Below are 24795 nucleotides of genomic sequence, written 5' to 3'. Positions count from 1 at the left end.
ATGAAATGCGGTTAACTAAACAAACGAATTATGCACTCCGGATGCTCATGTACTGTGCAGATAATCAGGGATCTTTAAGTCGTATTCCAGAAATTGCTAAAGCATATGCCGTTTCTGAGCTTTTTTTATTTAAAATTCTTCAACCACTTGTTGAAGCAGGTTTTATACAAACAGTACGCGGACGCAATGGTGGTGTTAAATTGGCTAAACCTGCAACAGAAATTTCGGTGGCTGATGTTGTAAAAGTAACAGAAGATAACTTTTCCATGGCAGAATGCTTTGATACCGCAGAACCTAATTGCCCATTGATAGATTTTTGTGGTTTAAATATTGCGCTTCAAAAAGCATTAAATGCTTTTTTTGATGTATTATCAATGATATCTCTTGCTGATCTACACCAACAAAAATTTCAAAATCAATTCAAAATTAATGACCATAAAACAATAAAAATAATATAAAGGGGGTTCAGCATTTCTATTGCAGCAATCATATTAGCCGCTGGACGCGGTGAAAGAGCAGGATTTTCCCAAAAAAATCCAAAACAATACCGGCTTCTAGGGCAAGAGCCGGTTATTTGTCATGCCGTGCGTTGTTTTGTACAGCATCCAGCCATCACAACAATTATTCTCGTTATACATCCAGAAGACCATCAAATCTGTGAGCAGTCTATTGCCGATTTTAAAGAACACCTCACCATCGTTGAAGGAGGTGATACACGTCAAGTATCTACCTTACGTGGGCTTCATGCACTTAAAAAGTTCAACCCCCAATATGTCCATATTCATGATGGCGCTCGCCCTTTTATCACAAACCAACTTCTCGACAAAATACACAGCACCATCAATCATCAAGAAGGTATTCTCCCAGTCCTCCCTATCCCTGATACCCTCAAACGTGTAAATAGCGAACACTACGTTTTAGAAACAATTCCACGCACCCATCTTTATAGTGCACAAACTCCTCAGTGTTTTCCCTTTGAATCCATCTTAGCTGCTCATGAAAACGCAAAGCAAGCTTGCAAAAAAGAATTCACTGATGATTCTGCAATCGCCGAATGGTTTGGAATTCCTATGCGTACCATCCTTGGAGATCCTAACAATATGAAAATTACATGGCACCAAGATTTTGACACTGCAAACTTATATCTCCAGAAAAAAATGCAAATTTTTCCTGATATCCGCACTGGCAATGGTTATGATGTTCATTCTTTCGAGGAAGGGACTTCTCTTACATTATGTGGTATAGAAATTCCTTTCCATAAAAAATTAAATGGACACTCCGATGCTGATGTCGCTCTTCATGCACTAACAGATGCTCTTCTTGCTACTCAAGGAGCAGGAGATATAGGCACGCATTTCTCTCCCGTTGAACCTCAATGGAAAAATGCATCTTCAGAAATTTTTCTACGTCATGCTCTTGATATCGTTAAACAAGCAGGTGGTCGTATTGCCAATGTTGATATCACCCTGATCGCCGAAGAACCTAAAATCGGTCCCTATCGTCATAAAATGATAGAAAATCTTATGAAGATACTAACTATTTCATCTGATAGAATCTCTATCAAAGCAACAACAAATGAAAAGCTCGGATTTATTGGTCGTGGTGAAGGCATTGCGGCTTTCGCAACAGCTAGCGTCCTCTATCCAGGAGAAATTCCAAAATGACATATTTTTGTCAAAAACAAGCACGTGAAGTCCTTACAGCTTGTCGCCAAAAAGGTTTGCTTTTAACAACAGTTGAATCTTGTACAGGAGGACTTATTGCTGCAAATCTCACGGATATTGCAGGATCGTCAGATGTATTTGATTGTGGATTTGTTGTTTACTCAAATGAATCTAAAACGCGTCTTGTTGGTGTATGTGCTGAACTTATAAAAAACTATGGTGCTGTTTCAAAAGAAGTGGCTCTTGCAATGGCTGAGGGTGGATTAAAATATTCACAAGCTGGAATTGCAGTTTCTGTAACAGGAATTGCTGGACCGGGAGGAGCATGCATCGATAAACCCGTAGGGCTTGTGCATTTCGCAGTTGCTCACCAAAATCATAAAACCTTGCACACAGAAAGGCACTTTGGAAATCTTGATCGTAATGCTATCCGTTATGCAACTGTTGAAAATGCTTTGAATATGATCTTGAAAGCTCTTCAATGATATTCTCCACATCAGATTTCTAGATTTTATGTTACTACAATTACAGCTCATGATATCTGATACGTATCAGACAAAATCAACTGAATAAATTATGTTACTGGAGATCCATAGATTTGATGCGCGCGCATTTCAAAAGCATCAGTAAATTTACGAACAGCAATATCAAACATTGATCCCATGACTAGTCCAAGCATTTTGCTTTTAAATTCATAATCAATAAAAAACTCTACACGACATGCATTACTATTCTCAATATCATGAAAAGCCCAACGATTTTCAAGATATTTAAATGGACCATCAATATATTTAACCTCTATGAGATTTTTCTTTGGCTGAAGAAACACTTGGGTCGTGAAAATTTCTCGGATAACTTTATAACCAACTATCATATCAGCAAGAATTAATGTTTTTTCCTCATATTCCTTACGAGAACGTACGATTAACCCTTCACACATTGGTAAAAATTCTGGATAATGTTCAACATCTGCAACAAGATCAAACATTTCACTGGCACTATGAGAAATCTGCCGATGTGTTGTAAAAGTTGGCATAACTATCTCTGTAAGGCAAACTTTTCATCACGCGCTTTTTGCAAAATTGCGAAATCATCGCCTGCATGATGAGATGAACGCGTCAGAGGATTGGAAGCCATATGCAAAAAACCTTTCACTTTACCAATTTTAGCAAAAGACTCAAATTCTTCAGGAGGTACAAAACGAATAACCGGATGATGCTTTCGTGTAGGCTGCAAATATTGCCCAATTGTCATAAAGTCAACATCAGCAGTACGCAAATCATCCATCAATTGAAGAATTTCATTTCGTTCTTCCCCAAGACCAACCATAATTCCTGATTTTGTGAAGATTGTTGGATCAAGTTCTTTAACGCGTTGTAATAACCGAATCGAATGAAAATAACGTGCTCCTGGACGAACCTTTAAATATTTAGAAGGAACTGTTTCTAAATTATGATTAAAAACATCAGGCTTAGCAGCAACAACAATTTCTAAAGCTCCATCCTTATGGCGAAAATCAGGGGTGAGAACTTCAATTGTTGTCTTTTGAGCTTTTCGACGAATAGCATAAATAACTTTTGCAAAATGTTCAGCACCACCATCAGGAAGATCATCACGATCAACTGATGTAATAACAACATGTTTGAGGCCCATCTGTGCCACAGCATCTGCTACACGCTCTGGCTCATTATCATCAACAGCAAGCGGAATACCTGTTGCAACGTTGCAAAATGCACAAGCCCGCGTACATATTTCACCTAAAATCATGAAACTGGCATGCCGCTGGCTCCAACATTCTCCAACATTTGGGCAACCTGCTTCTTCACATACAGTCACTAATTTATGTGCACGCACAATACCATGCGTTTCTTTATATATCTGTGATGTTGGCGCTTTTACACGAATCCAATCCGGTTTTTTTTGAATGCTTGTATCCGGACGGTGTGCTTTTTCAGGATGACGCAAGCGTCTATTCGTAACTCTATCAACAACCGTAACCATTTAAGTCTTTGCCCTATCAATATGGAATGACAATGAAAAATTAAAGACAAAATTTTTCATACAATCCAGCCATCAAGCATTTAAAACTTGACCATAAGCATCCAATACACTTTCTTTCATCATTTCCGATAATGTCGGATGTGGAAAGACAGTATGCATCAATTCTTCTTCGGTTGTTTCAAGATTCATGGCAATGACAAAACCTTGAATCAATTCTGTTACCTCTGCTCCTACCATATGTGCACCAAGAAGTTGCCCTGTTTTTTTATCAAAAATAGTTTTCACTAATCCTTGGTCTTCACCCAAAGCAATAGCTTTACCATTCGCTGAAAAGGAATAGCGCCCAACACGTATATCATAGCCTGCTTCTTTTGCAGCCACTTCCGAATAGCCTACAGAGGCAACTTGCGGTGTACAATATGTACACCCTGGAATTTTTCTCTTATCAAGCGGATGAACATTCTCCAAACCTGCAAGATGTTCAATGCATATCACGCCCTCTTCTTCTGCTTTATGTGCCAACATAGGAGGACCAGCTACATCACCAATAGCATAAATACCCTCTACCCCCGTCCAACTCCATTCATCAGTAACAATGCACCCACGATCAGTTTTTATACCCAATGCTTCTAATCCAAGATTTTCAACATTACCCTGAACCCCAACAGCAGAGATCAGCCGATCAGCTGTAATTGTTTCTGTTTTACCATTCACATCAATATGTGCAGTAACAGAATCAGAAGCTTTTTCAACTTTGGTTATTTTTGCTTGTGTAAGAATGCAAATGCCTTTTTTCTCTAACTGTTTACGAGCAAAGGTTGAAATTTCAATATCTTCAGCGGGCATGATGTGAGGCATCATTTCAACAACAGTAACCTTTGCTCCCATATCATGATAAAAAGAAGCAAATTCAATGCCAATTGCCCCAGATCCCATGACTAAAAGTGACTTCGGCATTGTTTGTGGAATCATCGCTTCAAAATAAGTCCAAATACGCTTTCCATCTGGCTCAATACCAGGAAGGATACGAGGCCGCGCACCAGTTGCAATAATGACATGCTTTGCTTGATAAGTCCCTTCTCCTAATGTGCCTTTAGGTACTGGATTTTGCGGTTGCGTAATCGGTTTGGAGGATGACGAAACTATAATTTCCGCAGGGTGACTTTCTTTAGCTCCCTTTGTAAGCTTCGCTTCACCCCAAATAATATCGATTTTGTTTTTTTTCATTAAGAAACCAACACCAGCATTTAAACGCGCTGAAACCCCGCGTGAACGGGCCACAACATCTTTGATATTAGCTTCAATTGAACCATTAAGCTTTAAACCGTAGTCTTTCGCATGTTCAGCAAAATGCTTCATTTCGGCTGAACGTAAGAGCGCCTTTGTTGGAATACACCCCCAATTTAAGCAAATCCCACCTAGATGTTCACGTTCAACAATCGCCGTCTTGAAGCCACATTGCGCTGCACGAATTGCTGTTACATATCCACCAGGACCCGATCCAATCACAATTACATCATAAAGATTCACCACAGTAATCCCTCCATGGATATACACAAAATGCCCTCTTTAAACTGAAAACAAAAAAACAATATAACAAAATTTCCTTGTTTCTTTCATTTTAAAGCTTCACATAAATACTTTGACCAACTTAAAAAGGCGCAATAATATTGCCATTTAAAATCTCTAAATCCGCTTTTATTATATTAATACACCGTACTCACACACCATTTAAGAAAGAGCTTTTAAACAACTCAAATGAGCATTGCTAATGGATTTTCAATCATCTTCTTAAAAGTCTGCCCAAGCTCTGCTGCCAATGCACCATCAACAACACGATGATCAGCAGAAATTGTAACCGACATGACTGTAGCAATAACCAATGCACCATTTTTAACAACAGCACGTTGTTCGCCTGCACCAATCGCAAAAATCGTCGCGTGTGGTGGATTAAGAATAGCAGAAAAACTCTTTACACCATACATTCCCATATTTGAGACAGTTGTCGTTCCTCCCTGATATTCTTCCATTTTTAACTTGCGTTCACGTGCACGCTTTGCAAAATCCTTCATCTCATGAGAAATAATCGATAAAGATTTCTCCTCGGCATGGCGAACAATTGGAGTAATTAACCCATTTGCAACAGAAACAGCTACCCCAACATCACAATGTTTGTGATGAAGTATCCCATCTTCAAGCCAAGATACATTAGCATCGGGAACTGCCTTCAAAGCAAGTGCCACAGCTTTAATAATCATATCGTTCACGGAAAGTTTATAAACAGGCTTAGACCCTTCTTGCATCTTAACCATTGGCGCAGCAGCATTCAATTGTGTACGAAGCTCTAATAATGCATCAAGTTCACAATCAAGCGTCACATAAAAATGCGGAATTCTTTGCTTTGATTCCACCAAACGTTTGGCGATTGTTTTGCGCATATTATTATGGGGTGTGAATGTATATTCTTCTTCTTTGAAAAGCCCCAATATCTGTTTGTCAGAAGCACCTGTAGCTATCAGCTGTTCACTTTGTGATGAACAAGAAGCGGTTAAACTACCACTACTCACAGCTTTTTCTACATCACGCTTGATAATGCGCCCATGAGGACCACTCCCAGAAAAAAGTGATAAATCAAGACCAACTTGAGCTGCTAATCGCCGTGCCAAAGGAGAAGCAAAAAGACGTATATCCTTTTTTTTATCTTGCTGTATTCCTTGTTGCACTGATAACACATCAGACATCTGTGTTGTCTTTGAATTTATCTGTTTGACATTCTCTGGTTCTTTGATTGCAAAAGAGGAAGAAGTTTTTTCTGCAACCTTTGCAGCCTCTGCTAAATCTTCACCTTCTTCCGCTAAAACAACAATTAAGCTATTAACTTTAACGCCTTGCGTTCCAGCAGGCACAACGATCTTAGCAACCGTTCCCTCATCAACGGCCTCTACTTCCATTGTTGCCTTATCTGTTTCAATTTCGGCAATAACATCACCAGAGGAAACTTTATCCCCTACCTTAACATTCCATTTTGATAAATTCCCTTCTTCCATTGTTGGAGAAAGCGCAGGCATTGTAATTTTAATGGGCATAGTGCTTTCCTCCGTTATGCTCTATAAGTCACAGCCTTAACGGCTTCAACAATTTCAGCAATGTTGGGCAAAGCCAACTTTTCAAGATTGGCAGCATAAGGCATTGGAACGTCTTTTCCAGAAATTGTAGCAACTGGCGCATCAAGATAATCAAAAGCCTGCTGCATAACACGTGTCGCTATTTCAGTCCCAACAGATGACTGAGGATACCCCTCTTCAATTGTTACCAAACGGCCTGTTTTCTTGACTGAAGAAACAATTGTTGGAAGATCCATCGGACGAATGGTCCGTAAATCAATCAATTCAACGTCAATACCAAGCTTTTCAATTTCTGGCAATGCTTGAACGGCATAATGCATTCCAATCCCACATGCAACAATCGTGGCATCTTGTCCAAGTTTATGGATACGTGCCTTACCAATAGGTAAAACAAAATCATCCATCTGAGGAACGTCAAATTGATGACCGTATAAAATCTCATTCTCAAGGAAAATAACAGGATTGTCATCACGAATAGCAGCTTTCAGCAAACCTTTTGCATCTGCCGCACTATAAGGCATGACAACTTTCAGACCTGGCACATGACTGTACCATGCTGCATAGCACTGAGAATGCTGCGCACCAACACGCGCAGCTGCACCATTTGGACCACGAAAAACCATAGGAGCAGTCATTTGTCCACCAGACATATAACGGGTTTTCGCCGCAGAGTTGATAATTTGATCAATTGCCTGCATAGCAAAATTAAATGTCATAAACTCGACAATAGGACGTAATCCTCCAAAAGCAGCTCCAACAGCCAAACCTGCAAAACCATGTTCTGTAATTGGTGTATCAATAACGCGGCGTGCTCCAAATTCTTCTAATAAACCTTGGCTTACTTTATAAGCCCCTTGATATTGTGCTACTTCTTCCCCTAACAGGAAAACCATCTCATCACGCCGCATTTCTTCAGCCATAGCCTGATTAAGTGCTTCACGCACCGTCATGGGAACCATTTGTGTTCCCTCTGGGATATCAAAATCAGCACTGGTTTCAAAAGTAGGAGATGCTGGAAGCACTGAAGAAAGAGAGAGAGATTCTGCCTCTGCTTTTTGATGCAAATTTAAGGAATTAGCAGTCTGTGAAAGATTCTCAACACTTTCACCTTCTTCTAACAATACTGCAATAACAGTGTTAACCTTTACACCTTCAGAACCTTCAAGAACACAAATTTTACCAAGAGTGCCTTCATCAACGGCCTCTACTTCCATCATTGCTTTATCCGTTTCAATTTCAGCAATAACATCACCAGAGCTTACTTTATCGCCCTCTTTCTTGAGCCATTTAGATAACTTACCTTCTTCCATCGTTGGTGAAAGCGCAGGCATCAAAATATCAATAGACATACTCGCTTCCTTCACATCAAACTAAAACATCAGTATAGAGCTCAGAAGCATCTGGCTCTTGATCACTTTGCGCAAACTCTGCTGCATCTGCAACAATCGCACGCACCTCTTTATCAATAGACTTTAAATCGTCTTCGCTCGCCCAATCTTGTTTAAGAATTCGATCCTTTACCTGATCAATTGGATCGTGCTCTTCCTTTACTTTTTGGACCTCTTCCTTGGAGCGATATTTTGCTGGATCAGACATAGAGTGACCACGATAGCGATAAGTCTGCATATCAAGAATAATAGGGCCTTTTCCCGAACGTGCCCAAGAAACTGCTTCATCAGCAGCGCCTTTTACTGCGCGAACATCCATACCATCAACAACAATGCCTGGAATTTCAAAAGAAAGACCACGACGAGAAAAATCTGTCTCTGCCGAAGCACGCGCAACTGATGTTCCCATAGCATATTGATTATTTTCAATAATATAAATAACGGGAAGTTTCCAGAGCGAAGCCATATTAAAACTTTCGTAAACCTGCCCCTGATTAGCAGCACCATCACCAAAATACACCAATGTCACATTATCCTTACCAAGATACTGATTCGAAAAGGCTAAACCAGAGCCAATTGGAACCTGCGCGCCAACAATGCCATGCCCACCATAAAAATTCTTTTCTTTAGAAAACATATGCATTGATCCCCCTTTCCCCTTGGAAAAGCCACCTCGACGCCCTGTTAACTCTGCCATAACGCCACGCGGACTCATACCAACCGCTAACATATGTCCATGATCACGGTAAGAAGTGATAACCTGATCACCTTCTTTTGCTGCCTTCAATGTTCCAATAACAACAGCTTCCTGCCCAATATAGAGATGACAAAATCCACCAATAAGCCCCATACCATAAAGCTGCCCAGCCTTTTCTTCAAAGCGACGAATTAAAAGCATCTCACGATAAGCATCAATTTCTTCTTCTTTAGTAAAATGTGCTTTTGTTGCTCTCTTTATGACGTTTGATAATGTAGTATGCACCACCGATGCAGAACCTTTTTTAGACTTTTCTGCCATACTAAACTCCCTTTTATGATTATTTAGGAATAACCTTTACGCACAAAAGTTACAAGCATTATCAGTTAGCTCAAGTATTATCACAGGCAGTTGTTTAAAAATATTTTTTAAAATTAAGGAACACCACATTAACTTTTAACATCATTTACAAGGGGTTAGGATTGTTAGCTCATTTGGTTTGGAAAAATTTAAATTTTTCCGGATATACTCATCCAACATATCTCTTTCAATATGCCCACTGCGTAAAAGTGAAATACGCTTCTCAATGGATATCCGTTCAGATTCCACTCTATGAAGTTCTTCTTCTAATTCGACAATCTGTTGATTAACTTCACTACGTGAATACAACCCATACTCACCATGATAAATATGATAACTGAAATAGCTTAAAACTCCCACTGTCATAAGCGGGAGTACAAAGCGCATTTTGATTGATCTGCGTTTCTGTTTTGTCCACATAAAATAGCACAGTCTTTAGAGCATAATCCTCTTAATATGTGCCTAACTATGCATGATTTTCATTAATAGCCCCTTACCAAATCCATACGTGCAAAAAATTTGATTAAAATACCACTGCAACAATAAAGCTACGCCATACTACTCTTTGTATATTACAATATACAACCTCTACCAATTTGTAACTTGGTTTCCGTCTTCGTCAGTAAACTTCCCAGCTACAATAACTATAAAATCAATAATTATCCACATCACAGATATAGGCGACCCCAGAAATGAGAAAGTTAGAACAAGCATTAAAATACCCGTTCCAAATTTACCAACCATAAAGCGGTGTGCACCCAACCATCCAAAAAACCAACAAACAAGCGCCAATACCAATTTTGATTGTTTTAACCGTTGTTTACCCACAAGAGGGAAAACAGATTTAATGACGTCTCCCTCACATACAAAATCAATGGAATCACCTATCTTTGGTGGATTTTTTCCTAACCAATCCCCACTTAAAAAGTGATAGCGCTTACAGTCCTCACCTGCAACGAGATACGCACCTCAATCCTGACTAATAATCTCATCCTTCATCTTTAACACCTATGATTGTTGCCATGTGGTATTTATAAACAAATTGCTTCTAGCTTGATAATACGCTGATAAACTGCACCACGTGAATACAATTTGTATTCACCGCAATAAATGCAATAATTAAAATAACTTAAAATCCCCCCTCTGAATGGTTTAAAGATCTCCAACGCTATAAATGGTAATACAAAGCACGTTCGTTATAATCGATTTATGTTTTGTCCATATAGAATAGCACAGTCTTTTTAATATTTTATCATAAAAAAGTAGGAAGCCTACTCTCTTACCCTCTTACATTACCACATACAATTTCTACCAACGTGTAATTTGCTTCCCATCTTTGTCAGTAAATTTCCCAGAAGCAATAACTATAAAGTCAATAATTGCCCAAATCCCAGTAAATATCACCCCTGCAATGGTTAAAGAGAGAATAAGCATTAAAGCGCCAGTTCTCACTTTACCAACCATAAAACGGTGAACACCAAATATACCAGTAATCCAACAAATGAGTGCTAACATTGGTTTTGAAGGATCTGTATCTTGTTGCAACAATGGGAAAACAGAATTGACAGTATCCCCTTCATATACAAAATCAACTGTATCACCAACCCTTGGCGGATTTTTCCCTAACCAATCCCAAGTTGCAAACTGATACCGCTTACCATCATCACCCGAGACAAGATAAGTTGCTTTATCTTGACTAATAATTATACCTCTCATCTTTTAACACCTATAAAATTGTTGCTTATAAGCCCTTGACAAAAAAATAAATTTCATAATCTAGATGCTATCACACACTCAAATTTTGCCCTCAACTCTCAACGTTGCAAATTACCCGCATAACATGCTTGCTTTCCTAGCATTTCTTCAATACGAATAAGTTGATTATATTTTGCTAATCTATCTGAACGTGCAAGTGAACCCGTTTTAATTTGCCCACAATTTGTTGCAACAGCAAGATCTGCAATGAAAGAATCCTCTGTTTCACCTGAACGGTGTGATATAATGGCACGATAACCTGCTTTATGTGCTGTTTCTACAGCATCAAGCGTCTCACTCAACGTGCCAATCTGATTAACTTTAATAAGAATAGAATTGGCTGCTCCCATTTTGATACCATCACGCAAACGCGCCGAATTCGTGACAAATAAATCATCGCCAACAAGCTGACATTTTGAGCCAATCGAGTGAGTAAGCAACTTCCAACCTTCCCAATCATCCTCGGCCATTCCATCCTCAATTGAAATAATGGGATAAGTTTCAACAAGTTGTGCCAAATAATCTACCTGTTGCTGAGCATCACGGCATTTACCCTCACCTTTATAAAAATACGAACCATTTTTATAAAATTCTGTTGAAGCACAATCTAAACCAAGAGCAATTTGTTCCCCTGGTTTATAACCGCACGAAATTATGGATTCCATAATAAAATCAATTGCCTGCTCTGCACTTTTAAATTGAGGAGCAAAACCACCTTCATCACCAACATTGGTATTATGTCCTGCATCTTTTAAACGTTTTTTCAATGTATGAAAAACTTCCGCACCATAGCGGACTGCTTCTTTTAGTGTAGGTGCTCCCACAGGAATAATCATAAATTCTTGAAAATCAATAGGGTTATCAGCATGAACACCACCATTTATAATATTCATCATTGGTATCGGAAGGACATGTGCTTGTGTACCACCAATATAACGATATAAAGGCAACGACAATGATTTTGCTGCTGCTCTTGCTACAGCCAATGAAACACCGAGAAGCGCATTAGCACCAAGACGTGCTTTGTTTTCTGTTCCATCCAAGGCAATCATTGCTTGATCAATGGCTATCTGATCTCTTGCATCTCGCCCACCAAGTTCTTCAAGAATTTCACCATTAACTGCTGCAACTGCTTTCTCAACACCTTTTCCTTGATAACGCATACCACCATCACGAAGCTCGATAGCTTCATGCGCCCCAGTCGATGCCCCTGAGGGAACAAGAGCACGTCCAAAAACTCCATTCTCCAAATGAACATCAACTTCTACCGTTGGATTCCCTCGGCTATCAAGCACTTCACGTCCAATGATATCGACAATGATAGTCATGTGTATTTCCTTATCCCAAAAAAGTCTTGCTTTATTTTCAATACCATAATGATGAATATCCTCTTTATTTGCACTTGATTTTCTTCGACAGATAATCAAATTCCACTAAAGTCTCAAGAAGTCTTTGTAAATGATCAATTTTAATCATATTAGGTCCATCAGAAGGTGCATTATCTGGATCTTGATGCGTTTCCAAAAAAATACCTGCCACCCCAACAGAAACAGCTGCACGCGCTAAAACTTCAACAAATTCACGCTGTCCACCAGAAGAATCCCCTTGTCCCCCCGGTTCCTGAACGGAATGCGTTGCATCAAAAATAACAGGAGCCCCCAATGAACGCAAAATGGGCAATGAACGCATATCAGAAATAAGTCGGTTGTAACCAAACGAAGTACCTCGTTCACAAAGCATAACATTCGGATTACCGCTTTGCGTAACCTTTCTTAAAACATTTTTCATATCCCACGGAGCTAAAAACTGACCCTTTTTAATATTAATAATACGCCCCGTTTTGGCCGCTGCTACCAAAAGATCTGTTTGACGACATAAAAAAGCGGGTATTTGTAAAATATCTACCGTAGAAGCAACAATTGAACACTGCTCTTCTGTATGTACATCCGTCAATACCGGACAACCAAATTCCTTCTTTAGATCAGAAAAAATAGCCATCGCTTTTTCAAAACCAATACCGCGTGCCGCACTCAAGGATGTTCTATTGGCTTTATCGTAACTGGATTTATAAACAAACCCAATACCAACGTGATCCGTAATTTCCTTAATCCGACCTGCCATTTCAAAAGCATGATCTCGGCTTTCCATCTGACATGGCCCCGCAATCAATGAAAAAGGCGCTTCATTTGAAAATACAACATTTCCAACTTTTACAATAGCGTTTGGTTCAGACACTTTATCCCTCAAAAAGCAAATAACCCCATGATATATGAACTAAACCAGCCTACTTTGTTCTACAGTGGCTTCAATAAAAGAAGAAAAAAGTGGATGTGGTTCAAAAGGACGTGATTTTAGTTCTGGATGATATTGAACACCAATGAACCATGGATGATCAGCATATTCTATTGTCTCTGGCAAAATACCATCGGGAGACATACCAGAAAAAATCAAGCCACATTGTTCTAGCTTATCTTTATAATCAATATTGACCTCATAACGATGACGATGTCGTTCACAAATTCTTGTCATTCCATAAATTTTAGCAATATGGCTATTCTCTTTTAATTCAGCGGCAAAAGCACCAAGACGCATTGTACCGCCAAGATTGCCACATTGTGTACGTTTCTCAAGAACATCCCCTTTAAGCCATTCTGTCATCAAACCCACAATCGGATTTGCTGTTTGGCAAAATTCACTTGATGAGGCATTCTCAATCTGGGCAATATTACGTGCAGCTTCTATACAAGCCAATTGCATCCCAAAACAAATACCTAAAAATGGAACTTTACGCTCCCGCGCAAACTGAATTGCTCGAATCTTTCCTTCTGCACCACGGGCTCCAAAAGCTCCAGGAACTAAAATCCCATGGACTTTTTGCAAATAAGATGCAGGATCTTCTCTTTCAAAAAGCTCTGCTTCAATCCACGCAATATTAACCTTCACTTTATTCGCTAAACCACCATGTGCAATCGCTTCGGTAAGAGATTTGTAAGCATCCTTCAATCCCGTATACTTTCCAACAACAGCAATTGTCACTTCTCCTTCAGGATGATGAATCCGATGTGTTATATCTTCCCAACGACTCATCTGGGGTTTAGGGGTAAGATCCATTCCAAAAGCAGAAAGAACTTCTGAATCTAAGCCCTCTTTATGATATGCTATGGGAACATCATAAATCGTTGGCATATCCAATGCCTGAATAACTGCACTTGGCCGAACATTACAAAAAAGTGATAATTTGCTTCGCTCCGTTTCCGGAATAGGACGATCTGCACGCACTAACAAAATATCTGGAGCAATACCAATTGATTGTAATTCCTTGACGGAATGTTGTGTTGGTTTGGTTTTTAATTCACCAGCCGAAGGAATATAAGGCATTAATGTAAGATGGACATAAAGAACTTTTTGTCTCGGTAATTCATTGTGAAGCTGGCGAATTGCTTCTAGAAAAGGCATTGCTTCAATGTCACCAACCGTTCCACCTATTTCACACAAAACAAAGTCAAATTCTTCATTTCCCGTAGTAATAAATTTTTTAATTTCATCGGTAACATGAGGAATAACCTGAACTGTTGCTCCCAAATAATCACCACGTCGTTCCCGCTCAATGATATTTTGATAGATACGTCCTGTTGTAATATTGTCTTGGCTATTTGCAGAACGCCCCGTAAAGCGCTCATAATGACCAAGATCAAGATCCGTTTCTGCACCATCATCGGTCACAAACACTTCACCATGTTGATAAGGTGACATTGTTCCTGGATCAACATTCAAATAAGGATCAAGTTTGCGAAGCCGTACACGATATCCACGAGCTTGCAATAACGCAGCTAATGCCGCTGCTGCAATGCCTTTTCCAAGGGAAGAAACCACACCACCAGTAATAAAAACATAACGTGCCATGGGCTTATGGTGATAAGCAGTTTCTCATGATTTTTCCAGCAAAAAATGCAAAAAGAAACAATTTTTCTTCTATAACAATAAAAAAGGTGAAAAATCACCTTTTTAAAAATCTACACTTCGCTTTAAAAGACTATTTTGTACTGTTGTCCGGAACTGGATTTTCAAGAATCGATGGAACTGGGTTTTCAGCTTCAGGAACCGTAGATTGTTTTTGCTCCTGAGAAGAATCTGAAACACCTCCTAGCTGTTCAAGAATAGAAGGTCGTGTCTTATCATTTGGTGATGGTATACCTTCTGGAGTCTCTTTACTTGTAGAATTTTGTTTTGAGTTAACCGGAATACGCTTGAGAATATCAGAACTGGAGTTTGATATACTCCCCACGACAGTAAGGCCAATGGATACTGCAAAAAAACAACATGCTAAAATAGCAGTCAAACGTGTTAGCGGATTTTTGGATCCACGCGTTCTCATTAGCCCAGAACCACTACTCGCACCAAGCCCGCCACCTTCCGAAGGCTGAATTAATATAACGCCAACTAAAGTGATAACAACTAAAAAATGGATAACAATAAGTACTGTCTGCATAAACCCTGCTCTTCAAATAACTCTTCACGGCTATTTACACATAAATAGCACATAATCCAAGGGGAAACCAAGATTCCTTTGTTATAATTTACGATAAACATCGCAAATAGTTAAAAAATCAATCGCTTTTAAGCTTGCTCCACCTATTAAAGCACCATTAACATGTTCAATACTCAAAAGCTCAAATGCATTGGATGGCTTTACTGATCCACCATAGAGCAAACGCATCTTGTTTCCTTCATCACTAAAACGAGAACGCATCTCATCACGAATAAAACTATGCACTTTTGCTACATCTTCTGAGGTTGCCATATTCCCTGTGCCTATAGCCCATATAGGCTCATAAGCGATAATGAGATTCTCTGCTGTTGCACCATCCGGCAAAGATCCCTCAAGCTGCCGCATAAGCACATCCAACACTTTATTGCTTTTACGCTCCTCTAATGTTTCACCAATACAAACAAGAGCAACAAGACCTGCTCGCCATGCTGCTTGCACTTTAGCACAAACAATTGCATCACTTTCTTGATAAACTGTACGACGCTCTGAATGTCCAATAATAACATGGCTTGCTCCTGATTCTTTAAGCATAAAAGCTGAAATATCCCCAGTATAAGGGCCATGATCATCAAAGTGGCAATTTTGTCCCCCTAAAAGAAGATTTTCACCACCCAACGTATCAGAAGCACGCGATAAAAGTGTTGCTGGAACACAAATAAGTGCTTCAAATAAACGTCCTAAATCAGAGCTAACGCCAGCAGCAATGGCACGCAACTCTCCAAGCGATTCCCCCGTTCCGTTCATTTTCCAATTCCCAGCAATAAAAGGCCGAATCTTTGGAGACATATTTTCACCTCAAGAGCTATCCCAACATATTATTTTCTTTTAGGTATCAAATTATAAAATGAAAGCAAGTCTTTAAGCTTGCATCTTTCATATCTTTATTGCAAATTCTTACTGCTTTGATAATAACTCGTTTCAGAAAATGGAATTGAACAATGCTTGACGTCATAAGAAATGCCGCAAACTCTTGGGTTGCAAAGATTTTCCTTACTGTTTTGCTCTTATGCTTCATCCTTTTATGGGGAATACCACAATTGCACACAAAGGGTGAAAGGGACCTTATTACTTCTGGAAAGTCCACAATAACGATCGATGGTTATCGTCTCGCACTTGCTGATCAAAGCGCACGTTTAGCACTCGCATCACATCTTGGGCGAATGTTCACACCCAGTGAAATGCAACAATACAAAATTCCTGCATTTGTTTTCAATCAGTTACAACAAGATATCTTGTTTGATGAGCAGGCACGTAAAATGAAAATTAGTCTTTCAAAAGATGCAATAGCTCGTATTCTTAGTGCTGATAATATGTTTCAAACAAATGGCATCTTTGATCAAAATCTGTTTCGTAACTATCTTCAGCATTTACAAATCAACGAAAGTAATTTTCTTGACTATTACACCCAAAAACAGAAGCGTAACCAGCTCATTTCAGCTTCGTTATCCAATATGAAAGCACCAGATCTCTTTTATAAAGCCCTAGCTCTTTATCAAGGAGAAACCCGTATTGCTGATTATTTTGTTATTGACCTCAAAGAAAAGAAAATAATTTCTGACCCTGATCAAGAAACATTGCAAAAATGGTTTGAGACTCATAGAAATGAATTTCGTGCTCCTGAATACCGTACTGTTTCTTTATTATCTATGACATCGGCCGATCTCGTTAAAAACAAAGATATCTCGGAAGATGAAGCTAGGGTTTATTATACACAAAATACCTCTCGTTTTATAACTCCTGAAAAACGTACAATTGAAGAATTGCGATTCTCTACACGCGAAGCTGCTGATCATGCGGCAAAAAAAATAGCCGATGGATTGAGTTTTGATGAGCTAGTTAAAAGTGAAAACAAAACTCTCAATGACATAAAAAAAGGGCCTCTAACAGAAAGTGAACTTCCTAGTTATCTCGCATCTGAAGTTTTTGAACTCAAACAAGGGCAAATCAGTGCTGTGATCAATGATTTACAAGGTCCTGTTATCATTCGCGTAACACATATTGAACCTTCAGTCTCTCTTCCCTTTGAAAAGGTGAAAGAAAATATTCGCCAGACTCTCGCTCAAAATCGTGCTGTAGATGATATACGTAACAATTATACGGCAATTGAAAATGCGCGTTTTGAGGGAGCCTCTCTCAAAGAACTTGCTGACCAATACAAATTGCCTCTGCATACAATTACCATTGATAAAACAGGAAAAACAATTGAGGGTACAATACTTACCGATTTACCTCAAAAAGATATTTTACTAAACGCCATTTATCAAGCAAATGAAGGAGTCGATCTTGATCCTCTTTCTCTTCAAAAAGGCGGGTATCTCTGGTATAGAGTTGACAAAATTATTCCTGCTCGCGATAGAACACTCGAAGAAGCCAAACAAGATGCACTTTCTCAATGGAAAAGTGAAGAAATTCAACGTCTTCTTGATGAAAAAGCCCAAAATGCTCTCAAACAGCTTACTGATGGAAAAAGTTTCGTTTCACTTGCCCATACACTTGGTATTACAAAACAGACAACAAAAGCCCTACACCGTCAAGATTCCTCTGAAATCTTTGGTATTGAAGGTATTAGGGCATTATTTTCTGGCCCAAAAGGTCATTATGGCATCATAAAGGGTCCTGTTGCGACAAACCGCATTGTTTATCAAATAAAATCTGTAACCATGCCTAAAGATATCACCCCTCATACTGTTTCACCTGATATCCGTACCAATATTAATATGATGATAAGAGAAGATCTAAAGCTAGAAATGCTCCAAGTTGCCAATAAAGAACACCCCTTGCAAATTAATAGCACTCATTATAATCAAATTTTCAACGCTCTCCAGTAAAAATGGAGTGAATGATTATTGTATTTGGCTGATAAAATCATCACCAGAGCTTCTTCTATAATTTAAAAAAGCAAGATAATTTCTTTTTCGTTAGTGTCAGAGGAGAAGTAATATCTGTACAAAAATAATAAACGTAATTTGGAGAATTTTTTCAGTGTAATAAAAATGTTATCCATCCCAAATGAAAAAACAAAGATTGTTGTGATAAACAATCATCATAATAAAGAGCTAGAGCTGCTTCCTAAATGAAAAAAGGTGTTGATTTCATAATCTTGTAGCTACTATCAATAGATTTGCTGTTTCTCCAATCACTGATAGCCGTTATCTTTATAATAGCTTTGGAAAATGACCGCTTATTGCCGCCCTTGCTATCAGCCAATAACGATGAATTAATGGTAACGTTGCACTTTCTTGAAAAACTTTAGCTCCTAACTGTTCCGCTTTTTGAAGAGATGCTGGTATAATTGCCAATGGAAGAAATGCTGGTTTAACATTCTTAGGAAAAGTACGAGAAGCCTCATAAAACTTGCTATAATGATCTCGCGATACTGCTACCATAGCCTCAACAATTCGGCATTTTTGTTGATCATTGACACTATGAGATTCTAAATCCTCCCTCTCCACTCCTACAGCTTTTAGCACATCTGTAGGTAAATAATAATGATATCGTGATTGCATAAATGATAAAAGACGCAATATACCACTTAATCCTTGAGCAATCCCTCCGTATTTATAGATATCTTTAAAATCTTGGGCTGCATCCGGATCTAATATCTGACAAGAGAGCTGTAAAATTATACTCGCTGTTTCACCACAATAGAATTCGAGATCATGAAGAGTTGTGATCGGATTATGATAAAGATCTAAAATCTGTGCATCACAGTAACGTAAAAAAGCTCTTTTAGGTAAATTAAAAAGAGTTATTGCTGTCAACAAATCACTCAAAATCGGGTTATTTTGACTATTTTGTATTTTATCATCAACAATAGAATCATACCACCAACGTAATCGCATCTCACCAATAAGCGGATCGTGCACAGTTTCGCGAATACGAGCAATTTCTCCATTAAAAGCATAAAGAGCAGCCAATGCTCTACGCTTTTTTTTAGGCGCAAATAAAACTGATATATAACGGTCACGATCTGTAGCACGTAAAATATCAAAACAATAAGGAAGAGAAGCTTTCATTCAATGACACCTATGAACTTCCTTTTTAGCACTTAACATTCTACTTTCATTCATGTTTTAAAATGATGGATGAGCAAATACAGCTAAAAGAACAAGTTTTGTAAATGTATCTTTCAATCTCAATGTATTACGAATTAGGCTTCCTTTTCCAGGTATTTTTTAACTTCACAAAACACTCATAATACTTTTACTTCTAAAAAATTGATTTGAAGCTATCATCTAGCCATTTTAAAATTAACAAATAGAGAAATGATCATGAAAGTTTGTTGTGTGCCTCGCATTCCTCCTGAAATAAAAAAATAGATAATGATTATTTGGGAATGGATAAACGTCATGGCATCAGATCCCATTCATCTAACATTCTTACGAGTGATTGGGGAAAGCTGTTTGCAGGTTTTTAATGTCAGAGCCTATCCATTACGTGCAAAGCGAGAAAGAAACTCAATAAGAGAAAAAATAAAACATTTTTAAATATTAATGTTCCGTTTAAGGACATGGCCGTCTGATATGCAGTCTCTTATTTGTTTAGGAGAATTTAGATGCGCTTTGTGTATTACATATGTTATTGAGCCTGATAAGTAAAAAACCGTTATCAAAACACTACTATAATAACTAGAGATAGAGTCATTGGATAAATTGCTATGGTAGATACATCAAAAAGTAAAACCTTTCAGAGGTTGTTCACCAAAAGTTATTTTTCTCTCTTTATCATCAACAAAAGCTTATTTTTTCCATAATCCTGCTCTCATGTATTCAATTATTTGTTACTGATAGCCAACTCTATAGAGATTAATTCTTTTTGCTTCTTTGAATATAATCCTTAGTACGTTTCTTCCAATACTTATGACTCACCATATTAAAGTTGTTTCTTGATAGCTGCCCATATTATCTAAAGTATGTTTGTGATGGAACTCTTCAGTAATCTCTCTATAGGGCCATGTGGTATTTGCAACATGTAAATGCAACCTGATAGGATTCCCTTCAAACTTTCTCAAAACACTTAATGGACTGTTTAAATGAGCCTGTGAATAGAAAACTTTGAAAAATAATCTAACTTTAGGAGTGAAAAAATATCTTCTTACAAAAAATCCTGTTTAAGAGGAGAACATTAGGAAATATCATTCACAAATGACGTCATGACATACTGTGAATATGTCTGAATTAATATATTTTTGTGTACAGATTTAAGATACAGTGATGTGGTACGAGCTTTGAACAAGAGAGAAAAGATAATACTTTTCACCTAAAGAAAGAAAAATAAACTCCAAACAGATACCCTTCTTCCTATTTTACTTGATCTAGAATAAATCACAACAATTGGTTTCATCGGACCAGAAATATTTGTTTGTGATAAAAATAGCAAAAAACTAGCTCTTCAAAAATGGGGGATTAAAGAACTCCATCAAATCAATAGCTATACAATTTCTCTATTTAAATAAGACATCGATTTTATTAGACTCATCATTCTACTGCAAATAATAATGCAGCAACTGCACGATCTTCAGCTAACAAAACATTAAATGTACGCACCGCAGCTCCCGTATTCATTGTATCTGATGAAATACGCTTTTCCCGTAAAAGTACCTGTAACTCTTTAGGTAACGGCAATAATTCAACTCCTGTACCTATTAACAAAACTTCAATCTCAGATGATTCTTCTAAAATACGTGATATATCTTCTTGAGTGGGAATAGGCTCTACCATATCAATACCATAAATACCTGATGGTATACAAACAATAGAACCTCTATGGGACATATCAGCAAAACGAAATCCCCCATTTCCATAAGCATCAATAGGTGCACGCCTTGGAAAATGCGCCTCACGAATTTGAATGGCATGAAACATAGGTAAGTATCCTTTTATTTAAAGGAATCCAATGGCACTTCTCTTCCTTCCCTAAAAATCAGCAAAGGACCTATAATAAATATTGATCTATCATCACAATGTGTACAGCAATATTGATGTAAAATCTTTTATATTTTCCCTAGCAATATAAACAAATATATGAAAGCTCACAATAAATTGCAGTACAATGCTACTCTGATTTAAACAGGTTCATCTCGAAAAGAAAAATTTATCTCAGTCTATCCGCTCCAAAATAAGAGATTTTTCCATCTAAAAAACTGATTTATCTAGAGAATAAAGAAATTCATTGCAATACTCCACAAATGTTGTGATCCTTTTTTATAGCCACAAAAAATAAATAAAACATCATGTTCATTTATCGATTATGACAATTATGATAAAAATGTCTCTTACATCAAACCCTCTTATTTTAGAAAAATGCTTTGTAAAAAAACATCATAAACTGTAATTATATTTAAGATTGGTTTTCTTTTGACACAGCTTTTTTCTCTTGAGAGATATTCACTTTCTCCTTTGTTGTCGTTTTAGATTTTTGTGGTGCCTTCTTTTTAACGAGTTTTGATTTTTTTTCTGCAATCGGTTCACCTTTTACACGAACATCAGCTAATGTTGAGCGGATAGCACGAACATGTATACCATCACTAATTTCAACCTCTAATTCACCACTCTCATCGTAAACCTTCGTAACCTTGCCTATAATACCACCACCCGTTATAACTGTATCACCACGACGCACAGCATTAAGCATTTCTTGCCGCTTTTTCATTTGTGCACGCTGTGGGCGGATTATAAAAAAATACATAATTGCAAAAATTAAAATGAATGGGACGAAGCTAACAAGTGAGGCCCCATTGGAAACACCACCTGCAACTTGAGCATAAGCATTAGTAATAAGCATTTTTATCTCCTATAGATTAAACTTCAGGTATTTTTCATTTTATTAAAATAAACTTTCAGCTCAACAAAAAGCTTTTCTAGAGGATCTATTATACAAAGCAATAACTACCACAATGTAATCACAGCTTTATAGAAAGGCAATAAATTCTTAAGGGACGGAAAACAACGAGAAAAAACTTCTAAAGAACAGATTTATTTTATATACATTATTCAATATGCATATTCTCATGCATCAAAAAAAAACAAAGATACAAGAAAACTTCTGCCTTCTCTCATGAGAGTAACGCATTATCATCCCCAGATCTATAAATTCTTATACTCAAAACATTATGAGACTGAATTAAATCAACTGTTTTGCTTAAGCTATAAGTTGTAGATTTCTAAAATACAGTCTTATGACTCAGTTTTCTAAATACTCGGTAGGATCAACAGGTACAGCGTTCTTACGCACCTCAAAATAAACACGTGGAGTTTTAACATTTCCTGAAATACCAGACTTAGCAATCTCATCACCACGGCGTATCCTTTGTCCCTTGTTAACAACAAGTCTACTGTTACACCCATAAATGGTAATAATATTGTCTTCATGCCGAATCATAACAACATTGCCAAGCTCTTTTAATCCATCACTTGCATAGATAACAACACCATTTTCTGCCGCCTTTACCGATGAACCCTCAGGTACAGCAATATCTATCCCTCGATTAGTTGCCGTTCCTTTTTTTTGACCAAACTGGCTTAATAAACGTCCTCGTACAGGCCAACGCATTTTAGAAATTCCTGTAGCTTGCGGAGTAACAATACTATCCGTATTCGTTATAGTATCTGGCAAACTAGCTTCATGGTTCAATTGCATCATCTGTTTCGAAGAATTCTTTTCAATATTTGATCTGTTTATCTTTGCAGAAGATGAAATTGTTGCAGAAGTTTTATTTATAGGTGAAGCCTTCTTGTATCTTATAGCAGACGTGTTTTGAGACTGAACTGAAGTTTCTGTTGTTGAGACTACCCTCTTATCATTGGTGGTATTCGACGTTGCCAGTGTACGGCTGTTTGGGATCATGAGCACCTGACCAATATAAATAGAATTATTTCTTATACCATTTGCTGATTTTAACGCCTCAACATTGATCCCTATTTGCCGTGCAATGCTTAACAGTGTATCCCCACTCTGGACAATATAAGAATTTCGCCGAAAAATAGGAGAATTACCCATTTGTGAACGAGAAAGTGTTCCAAGATCGCGTGGTGGTGTCCCCATAATTCGACTATCAGAAGAAGTTTCCCCTCTTGGTTGTGTAGAATTATACGCAGTATTATCGTTGATCCATGAATCACTGCCCGACTCCACAGGTGGCAATTCAGTGCTCTGTATCATGCCACCATAGGGTAGCATTTGCGGATCTGCAGACATAGTTGTAGATATATTTGAATGAGTAGACTCCGTACGATGAGGGAAAATATTAGCGAAACGCTGCGTACCGGAACTACACCCCGCAAAAATCGTTACCATTGCTAAAAAAAATATTCCCTGAAAATTACGCCAAAAAATATTACTCAAAACTTTTAAACACATAGTTTTGCTCACTCATTCATACTCAACTCATTCTATTAAAGCTTTTTAATATTACCTAAGAGTTAAAATAAGATATTTTATTCATAAATATCTTTATAATAAGCTCAAAATGAATTTAACATAAAATAAAAAGATAAAAGAGTCCGTGCAGTATCTTCAATTTCAAAAATTAAAGTATTTCCGCAATGCCTTTAATAAAGGGTTGATAGCGCACTTGAAACATTTTTAAACACTCAAATCGACTGCCAATTTTTGTATAGCGCGTCACGGTTTGTATCCCTTCATTAGGTCCTATAGCTTGTATGAGAATCCCATTTTCAGCTAACAATTCTAAAAATTCCTTTGGTTCATCAGAACGTGATGGCCAAATAAGAATACGATCAAATGATCCAAAATCTGTAACAGTACGGCTTCCATCAAGATGCCGTACAATAATATTCTCAAGCCCCAAAGTTTGAAATCTTTGGCACGCCGAATGAACAAGCGTTTTATAGCGATCAATTGTTGTCACACGGTCACTGAGACATGCCATAAGAGCAGTACAAAAACCAGATCCTGTACCAATTTCTAAGACACGATGTTTTTTTTTCAATGACAATGCAGAAAGAATCAAAAGCTGCTCTTCCAAACGCTCAATATATTCACCACACTCAATAGGAATAACTTTATTCTCATAAGCACTGCTAACCCAAGGAGTGGCAACAAATTGTTGACGTGGAATTTTCTCGAATGCCGCAAAAAAGCGAACATCATCAATTCCTTTGCTACGCATTTTCAGCACAAGTCCGGCCAATTCCTCACGAAATCGTAAAATACCCTTTTGCCCCATAATGTCATTTGATCTCCAATGGAGTAGTACCCTTATCGTACGGAGAACTCATTTTTTCAAAAATGGTAA

Annotated in this window: 23 protein-coding genes; 4 read left to right on the top strand and 19 right to left on the bottom strand. The window is 37.8% G+C overall.

Features of this window, described 5'->3' with window-relative positions:
- Window positions 1–5 precede the first annotated feature (5 nt).
- The 3 genes from rirA to ME1_RS06845 are packed head-to-tail and all read left to right on the top strand — an operon-like array spanning window position 6 to window position 2149.
- Entirely contained in the window at window positions 6–458 is a 453-nt protein-coding gene (rirA, locus tag ME1_RS06855) for an iron-responsive transcriptional regulator RirA (protein WP_004864906.1), read from the top strand.
- Between the two features lie 12 nt (window positions 459–470).
- Complete coding sequence (locus tag ME1_RS06850) at window positions 471–1664, top strand: bifunctional 2-C-methyl-D-erythritol 4-phosphate cytidylyltransferase/2-C-methyl-D-erythritol 2,4-cyclodiphosphate synthase (protein ID WP_280642150.1); 1194 nt, start codon at window positions 471–473, stop codon at window positions 1662–1664.
- Window positions 1661–2149, top strand: coding sequence for a CinA family protein (locus tag ME1_RS06845; protein WP_004864902.1), 489 nt, complete (start codon window positions 1661–1663; stop codon window positions 2147–2149). The genes ME1_RS06850 and ME1_RS06845 overlap by 4 nt, the downstream gene beginning before the upstream one ends.
- An 89-nt stretch (window positions 2150–2238) precedes the next feature.
- On the opposite strand, the gene ME1_RS06840 is transcribed toward ME1_RS06845, so the two are convergent.
- The 14 genes from ME1_RS06840 to tpiA all read right to left on the bottom strand — a co-directional run bounded on the left by ME1_RS06840 (window position 2239) and on the right by tpiA (window position 16325).
- Window positions 2239–2700 carry a type II toxin-antitoxin system RatA family toxin gene (locus tag ME1_RS06840; protein ID WP_004864900.1) on the bottom strand — a complete coding sequence of 154 codons (462 nt, stop codon included), beginning with the start codon at window positions 2698–2700 and terminating at the stop codon, window positions 2239–2241.
- A 2-nt stretch (window positions 2701–2702) separates the two neighbouring features.
- Window positions 2703–3665 carry a lipoyl synthase gene (gene lipA / locus ME1_RS06835; RefSeq protein ID WP_004864898.1) on the bottom strand — a complete coding sequence of 321 codons (963 nt, stop codon included), beginning with the start codon at window positions 3663–3665 and terminating at the stop codon, window positions 2703–2705.
- Window positions 3666–3737: 72 nt separating this feature from the next.
- Window positions 3738–5198, bottom strand: a complete 1461-nt coding sequence (lpdA, locus tag ME1_RS06830) for a dihydrolipoyl dehydrogenase (RefSeq protein ID WP_035011778.1) — start codon at window positions 5196–5198, stop codon at window positions 3738–3740.
- 221 nt (window positions 5199–5419) lie between these two features.
- Entirely contained in the window at window positions 5420–6751 is a 1332-nt protein-coding gene (locus ME1_RS06825) for a pyruvate dehydrogenase complex dihydrolipoamide acetyltransferase (protein ID WP_004864895.1), read from the bottom strand.
- 14 nt (window positions 6752–6765) lie between these two features.
- Window positions 6766–8139 carry a pyruvate dehydrogenase complex E1 component subunit beta gene (locus ME1_RS06820; protein WP_004864893.1) on the bottom strand — a complete coding sequence of 458 codons (1374 nt, stop codon included), beginning with the start codon at window positions 8137–8139 and terminating at the stop codon, window positions 6766–6768.
- A gap of 16 nt (window positions 8140–8155) precedes the next feature.
- Window positions 8156–9196, bottom strand: coding sequence for a pyruvate dehydrogenase (acetyl-transferring) E1 component subunit alpha (gene pdhA, locus ME1_RS06815; protein WP_004864891.1), 1041 nt, complete (start codon window positions 9194–9196; stop codon window positions 8156–8158).
- Window positions 9197–9337: 141 nt separating this feature from the next.
- The gene (locus ME1_RS06810; RefSeq protein ID WP_035008896.1) at window positions 9338–9655 is read right to left on the bottom strand and encodes an FtsB family cell division protein; all 318 of its coding nucleotides are present in this window, start codon (window positions 9653–9655) and stop codon (window positions 9338–9340) included.
- Between the two features lie 168 nt (window positions 9656–9823).
- A complete protein-coding gene (locus ME1_RS08360; RefSeq protein WP_342399189.1) occupies window positions 9824–10063 on the bottom strand; it encodes a TM2 domain-containing protein in 240 nt (79 codons plus the stop codon).
- Window positions 10064–10543: 480 nt separating this feature from the next.
- On the bottom strand, window positions 10544–10951 hold the full coding sequence (locus tag ME1_RS06800) for a TM2 domain-containing protein (protein ID WP_004864887.1): 408 nt from the start codon (window positions 10949–10951) through the stop codon (window positions 10544–10546).
- A gap of 98 nt (window positions 10952–11049) precedes the next feature.
- Window positions 11050–12318, bottom strand: coding sequence for a phosphopyruvate hydratase (eno, locus tag ME1_RS06795; RefSeq protein ID WP_004864886.1), 1269 nt, complete (start codon window positions 12316–12318; stop codon window positions 11050–11052).
- Between the two features lie 64 nt (window positions 12319–12382).
- A complete protein-coding gene (kdsA, locus tag ME1_RS06790; RefSeq protein WP_004864884.1) occupies window positions 12383–13225 on the bottom strand; it encodes a 3-deoxy-8-phosphooctulonate synthase in 843 nt (280 codons plus the stop codon).
- Window positions 13226–13264: 39 nt separating this feature from the next.
- Window positions 13265–14893 (bottom strand): CTP synthase, encoded by a 1629-nt coding sequence (locus ME1_RS06785; RefSeq protein WP_004864883.1) that lies wholly within the window; start codon window positions 14891–14893, stop codon window positions 13265–13267.
- A gap of 130 nt (window positions 14894–15023) precedes the next feature.
- Window positions 15024–15479, bottom strand: a complete 456-nt coding sequence (gene secG, locus ME1_RS06780) for a preprotein translocase subunit SecG (protein WP_004864880.1) — start codon at window positions 15477–15479, stop codon at window positions 15024–15026.
- Window positions 15480–15560: 81 nt separating this feature from the next.
- On the bottom strand, window positions 15561–16325 hold the full coding sequence (gene tpiA / locus ME1_RS06775; protein ID WP_004864879.1) for a triose-phosphate isomerase: 765 nt from the start codon (window positions 16323–16325) through the stop codon (window positions 15561–15563).
- A 152-nt stretch (window positions 16326–16477) separates the two neighbouring features.
- On the opposite strand from tpiA, the gene ME1_RS06770 reads away from it, so the two are divergent.
- Entirely contained in the window at window positions 16478–18367 is a 1890-nt protein-coding gene (locus ME1_RS06770; RefSeq protein ID WP_004864877.1) for a peptidyl-prolyl cis-trans isomerase, read from the top strand.
- 327 nt (window positions 18368–18694) lie between these two features.
- Here ME1_RS06770 and ME1_RS06765 read toward each other — a convergent pair whose 3' ends face one another.
- From ME1_RS06765 to ME1_RS06745, 5 genes are all read right to left on the bottom strand, one after another.
- Window positions 18695–19555, bottom strand: a complete 861-nt coding sequence (locus ME1_RS06765; RefSeq protein WP_004864876.1) for a phytoene/squalene synthase family protein — start codon at window positions 19553–19555, stop codon at window positions 18695–18697.
- A 1461-nt stretch (window positions 19556–21016) separates the two neighbouring features.
- Window positions 21017–21403, bottom strand: a complete 387-nt coding sequence (locus ME1_RS06760; protein WP_004864874.1) for an Mth938-like domain-containing protein — start codon at window positions 21401–21403, stop codon at window positions 21017–21019.
- A 475-nt stretch (window positions 21404–21878) separates the two neighbouring features.
- Window positions 21879–22322 (bottom strand): preprotein translocase subunit YajC, encoded by a 444-nt coding sequence (gene yajC / locus ME1_RS06755; protein WP_004864872.1) that lies wholly within the window; start codon window positions 22320–22322, stop codon window positions 21879–21881.
- Window positions 22323–22721: 399 nt separating this feature from the next.
- The gene (locus tag ME1_RS06750; RefSeq protein WP_004864869.1) at window positions 22722–23897 is read right to left on the bottom strand and encodes a M23 family metallopeptidase; all 1176 of its coding nucleotides are present in this window, start codon (window positions 23895–23897) and stop codon (window positions 22722–22724) included.
- Window positions 23898–24066: 169 nt separating this feature from the next.
- Complete coding sequence (locus ME1_RS06745; protein WP_004864868.1) at window positions 24067–24726, bottom strand: protein-L-isoaspartate(D-aspartate) O-methyltransferase; 660 nt, start codon at window positions 24724–24726, stop codon at window positions 24067–24069.
- Window positions 24727–24795 lie beyond the last annotated feature (69 nt).

Origin of the sequence: Bartonella vinsonii subsp. arupensis OK-94-513 (genome assembly GCF_000278235.1) — a bacterium.
Taxonomy (GTDB): domain Bacteria; phylum Pseudomonadota; class Alphaproteobacteria; order Rhizobiales; family Rhizobiaceae; genus Bartonella; species Bartonella arupensis.
The sequence above is the reverse complement of the archived record's forward strand: the minus strand, read 5'-3'. Positions and strand labels throughout refer to the sequence as shown.

Bases quoted from the DNA above. Each gene is read 5' to 3' on its own strand.
- ME1_RS06810 (WP_035008896.1), bottom strand. From the start codon at position 9,655: ATGTGGACAAAACAGAAACGCAGATCAATCAAAATGCGCTTTGTACTC.
- ME1_RS06760 (WP_004864874.1), bottom strand. From the start codon at position 21,403: ATGTTTCATGCCATTCAAATTCGTGAGGCGCATTTTCCAAGGCGTGCA.
- ME1_RS06750 (WP_004864869.1), bottom strand. From the start codon at position 23,897: ATGTGTTTAAAAGTTTTGAGTAATATTTTTTGGCGTAATTTTCAGGGA.
- pdhA (WP_004864891.1), bottom strand. From the start codon at position 9,196: ATGGCAGAAAAGTCTAAAAAAGGTTCTGCATCGGTGGTGCATACTACA.
- secG (WP_004864880.1), bottom strand. From the start codon at position 15,479: ATGCAGACAGTACTTATTGTTATCCATTTTTTAGTTGTTATCACTTTA.
- yajC (WP_004864872.1), bottom strand. From the start codon at position 22,322: ATGCTTATTACTAATGCTTATGCTCAAGTTGCAGGTGGTGTTTCCAAT.
- ME1_RS06745 (WP_004864868.1), bottom strand. From the start codon at position 24,726: ATGGGGCAAAAGGGTATTTTACGATTTCGTGAGGAATTGGCCGGACTT.
- ME1_RS06800 (WP_004864887.1), bottom strand. From the start codon at position 10,951: ATGAGAGGTATAATTATTAGTCAAGATAAAGCAACTTATCTTGTCTCG.
- ME1_RS06765 (WP_004864876.1), bottom strand. From the start codon at position 19,555: ATGAAAGCTTCTCTTCCTTATTGTTTTGATATTTTACGTGCTACAGAT.
- ME1_RS06825 (WP_004864895.1), bottom strand. From the start codon at position 6,751: ATGCCCATTAAAATTACAATGCCTGCGCTTTCTCCAACAATGGAAGAA.
- ME1_RS06785 (WP_004864883.1), bottom strand. From the start codon at position 14,893: ATGGCACGTTATGTTTTTATTACTGGTGGTGTGGTTTCTTCCCTTGGA.
- lipA (WP_004864898.1), bottom strand. From the start codon at position 3,665: ATGGTTACGGTTGTTGATAGAGTTACGAATAGACGCTTGCGTCATCCT.
- ME1_RS06770 (WP_004864877.1), top strand. From the start codon at position 16,478: ATGCTTGACGTCATAAGAAATGCCGCAAACTCTTGGGTTGCAAAGATT.
- tpiA (WP_004864879.1), bottom strand. From the start codon at position 16,325: ATGTCTCCAAAGATTCGGCCTTTTATTGCTGGGAATTGGAAAATGAAC.
- rirA (WP_004864906.1), top strand. From the start codon at position 6: ATGCGGTTAACTAAACAAACGAATTATGCACTCCGGATGCTCATGTAC.
- ME1_RS06845 (WP_004864902.1), top strand. From the start codon at position 1,661: ATGACATATTTTTGTCAAAAACAAGCACGTGAAGTCCTTACAGCTTGT.
- ME1_RS06820 (WP_004864893.1), bottom strand. From the start codon at position 8,139: ATGTCTATTGATATTTTGATGCCTGCGCTTTCACCAACGATGGAAGAA.
- ME1_RS06840 (WP_004864900.1), bottom strand. From the start codon at position 2,700: ATGCCAACTTTTACAACACATCGGCAGATTTCTCATAGTGCCAGTGAA.
- eno (WP_004864886.1), bottom strand. From the start codon at position 12,318: ATGACTATCATTGTCGATATCATTGGACGTGAAGTGCTTGATAGCCGA.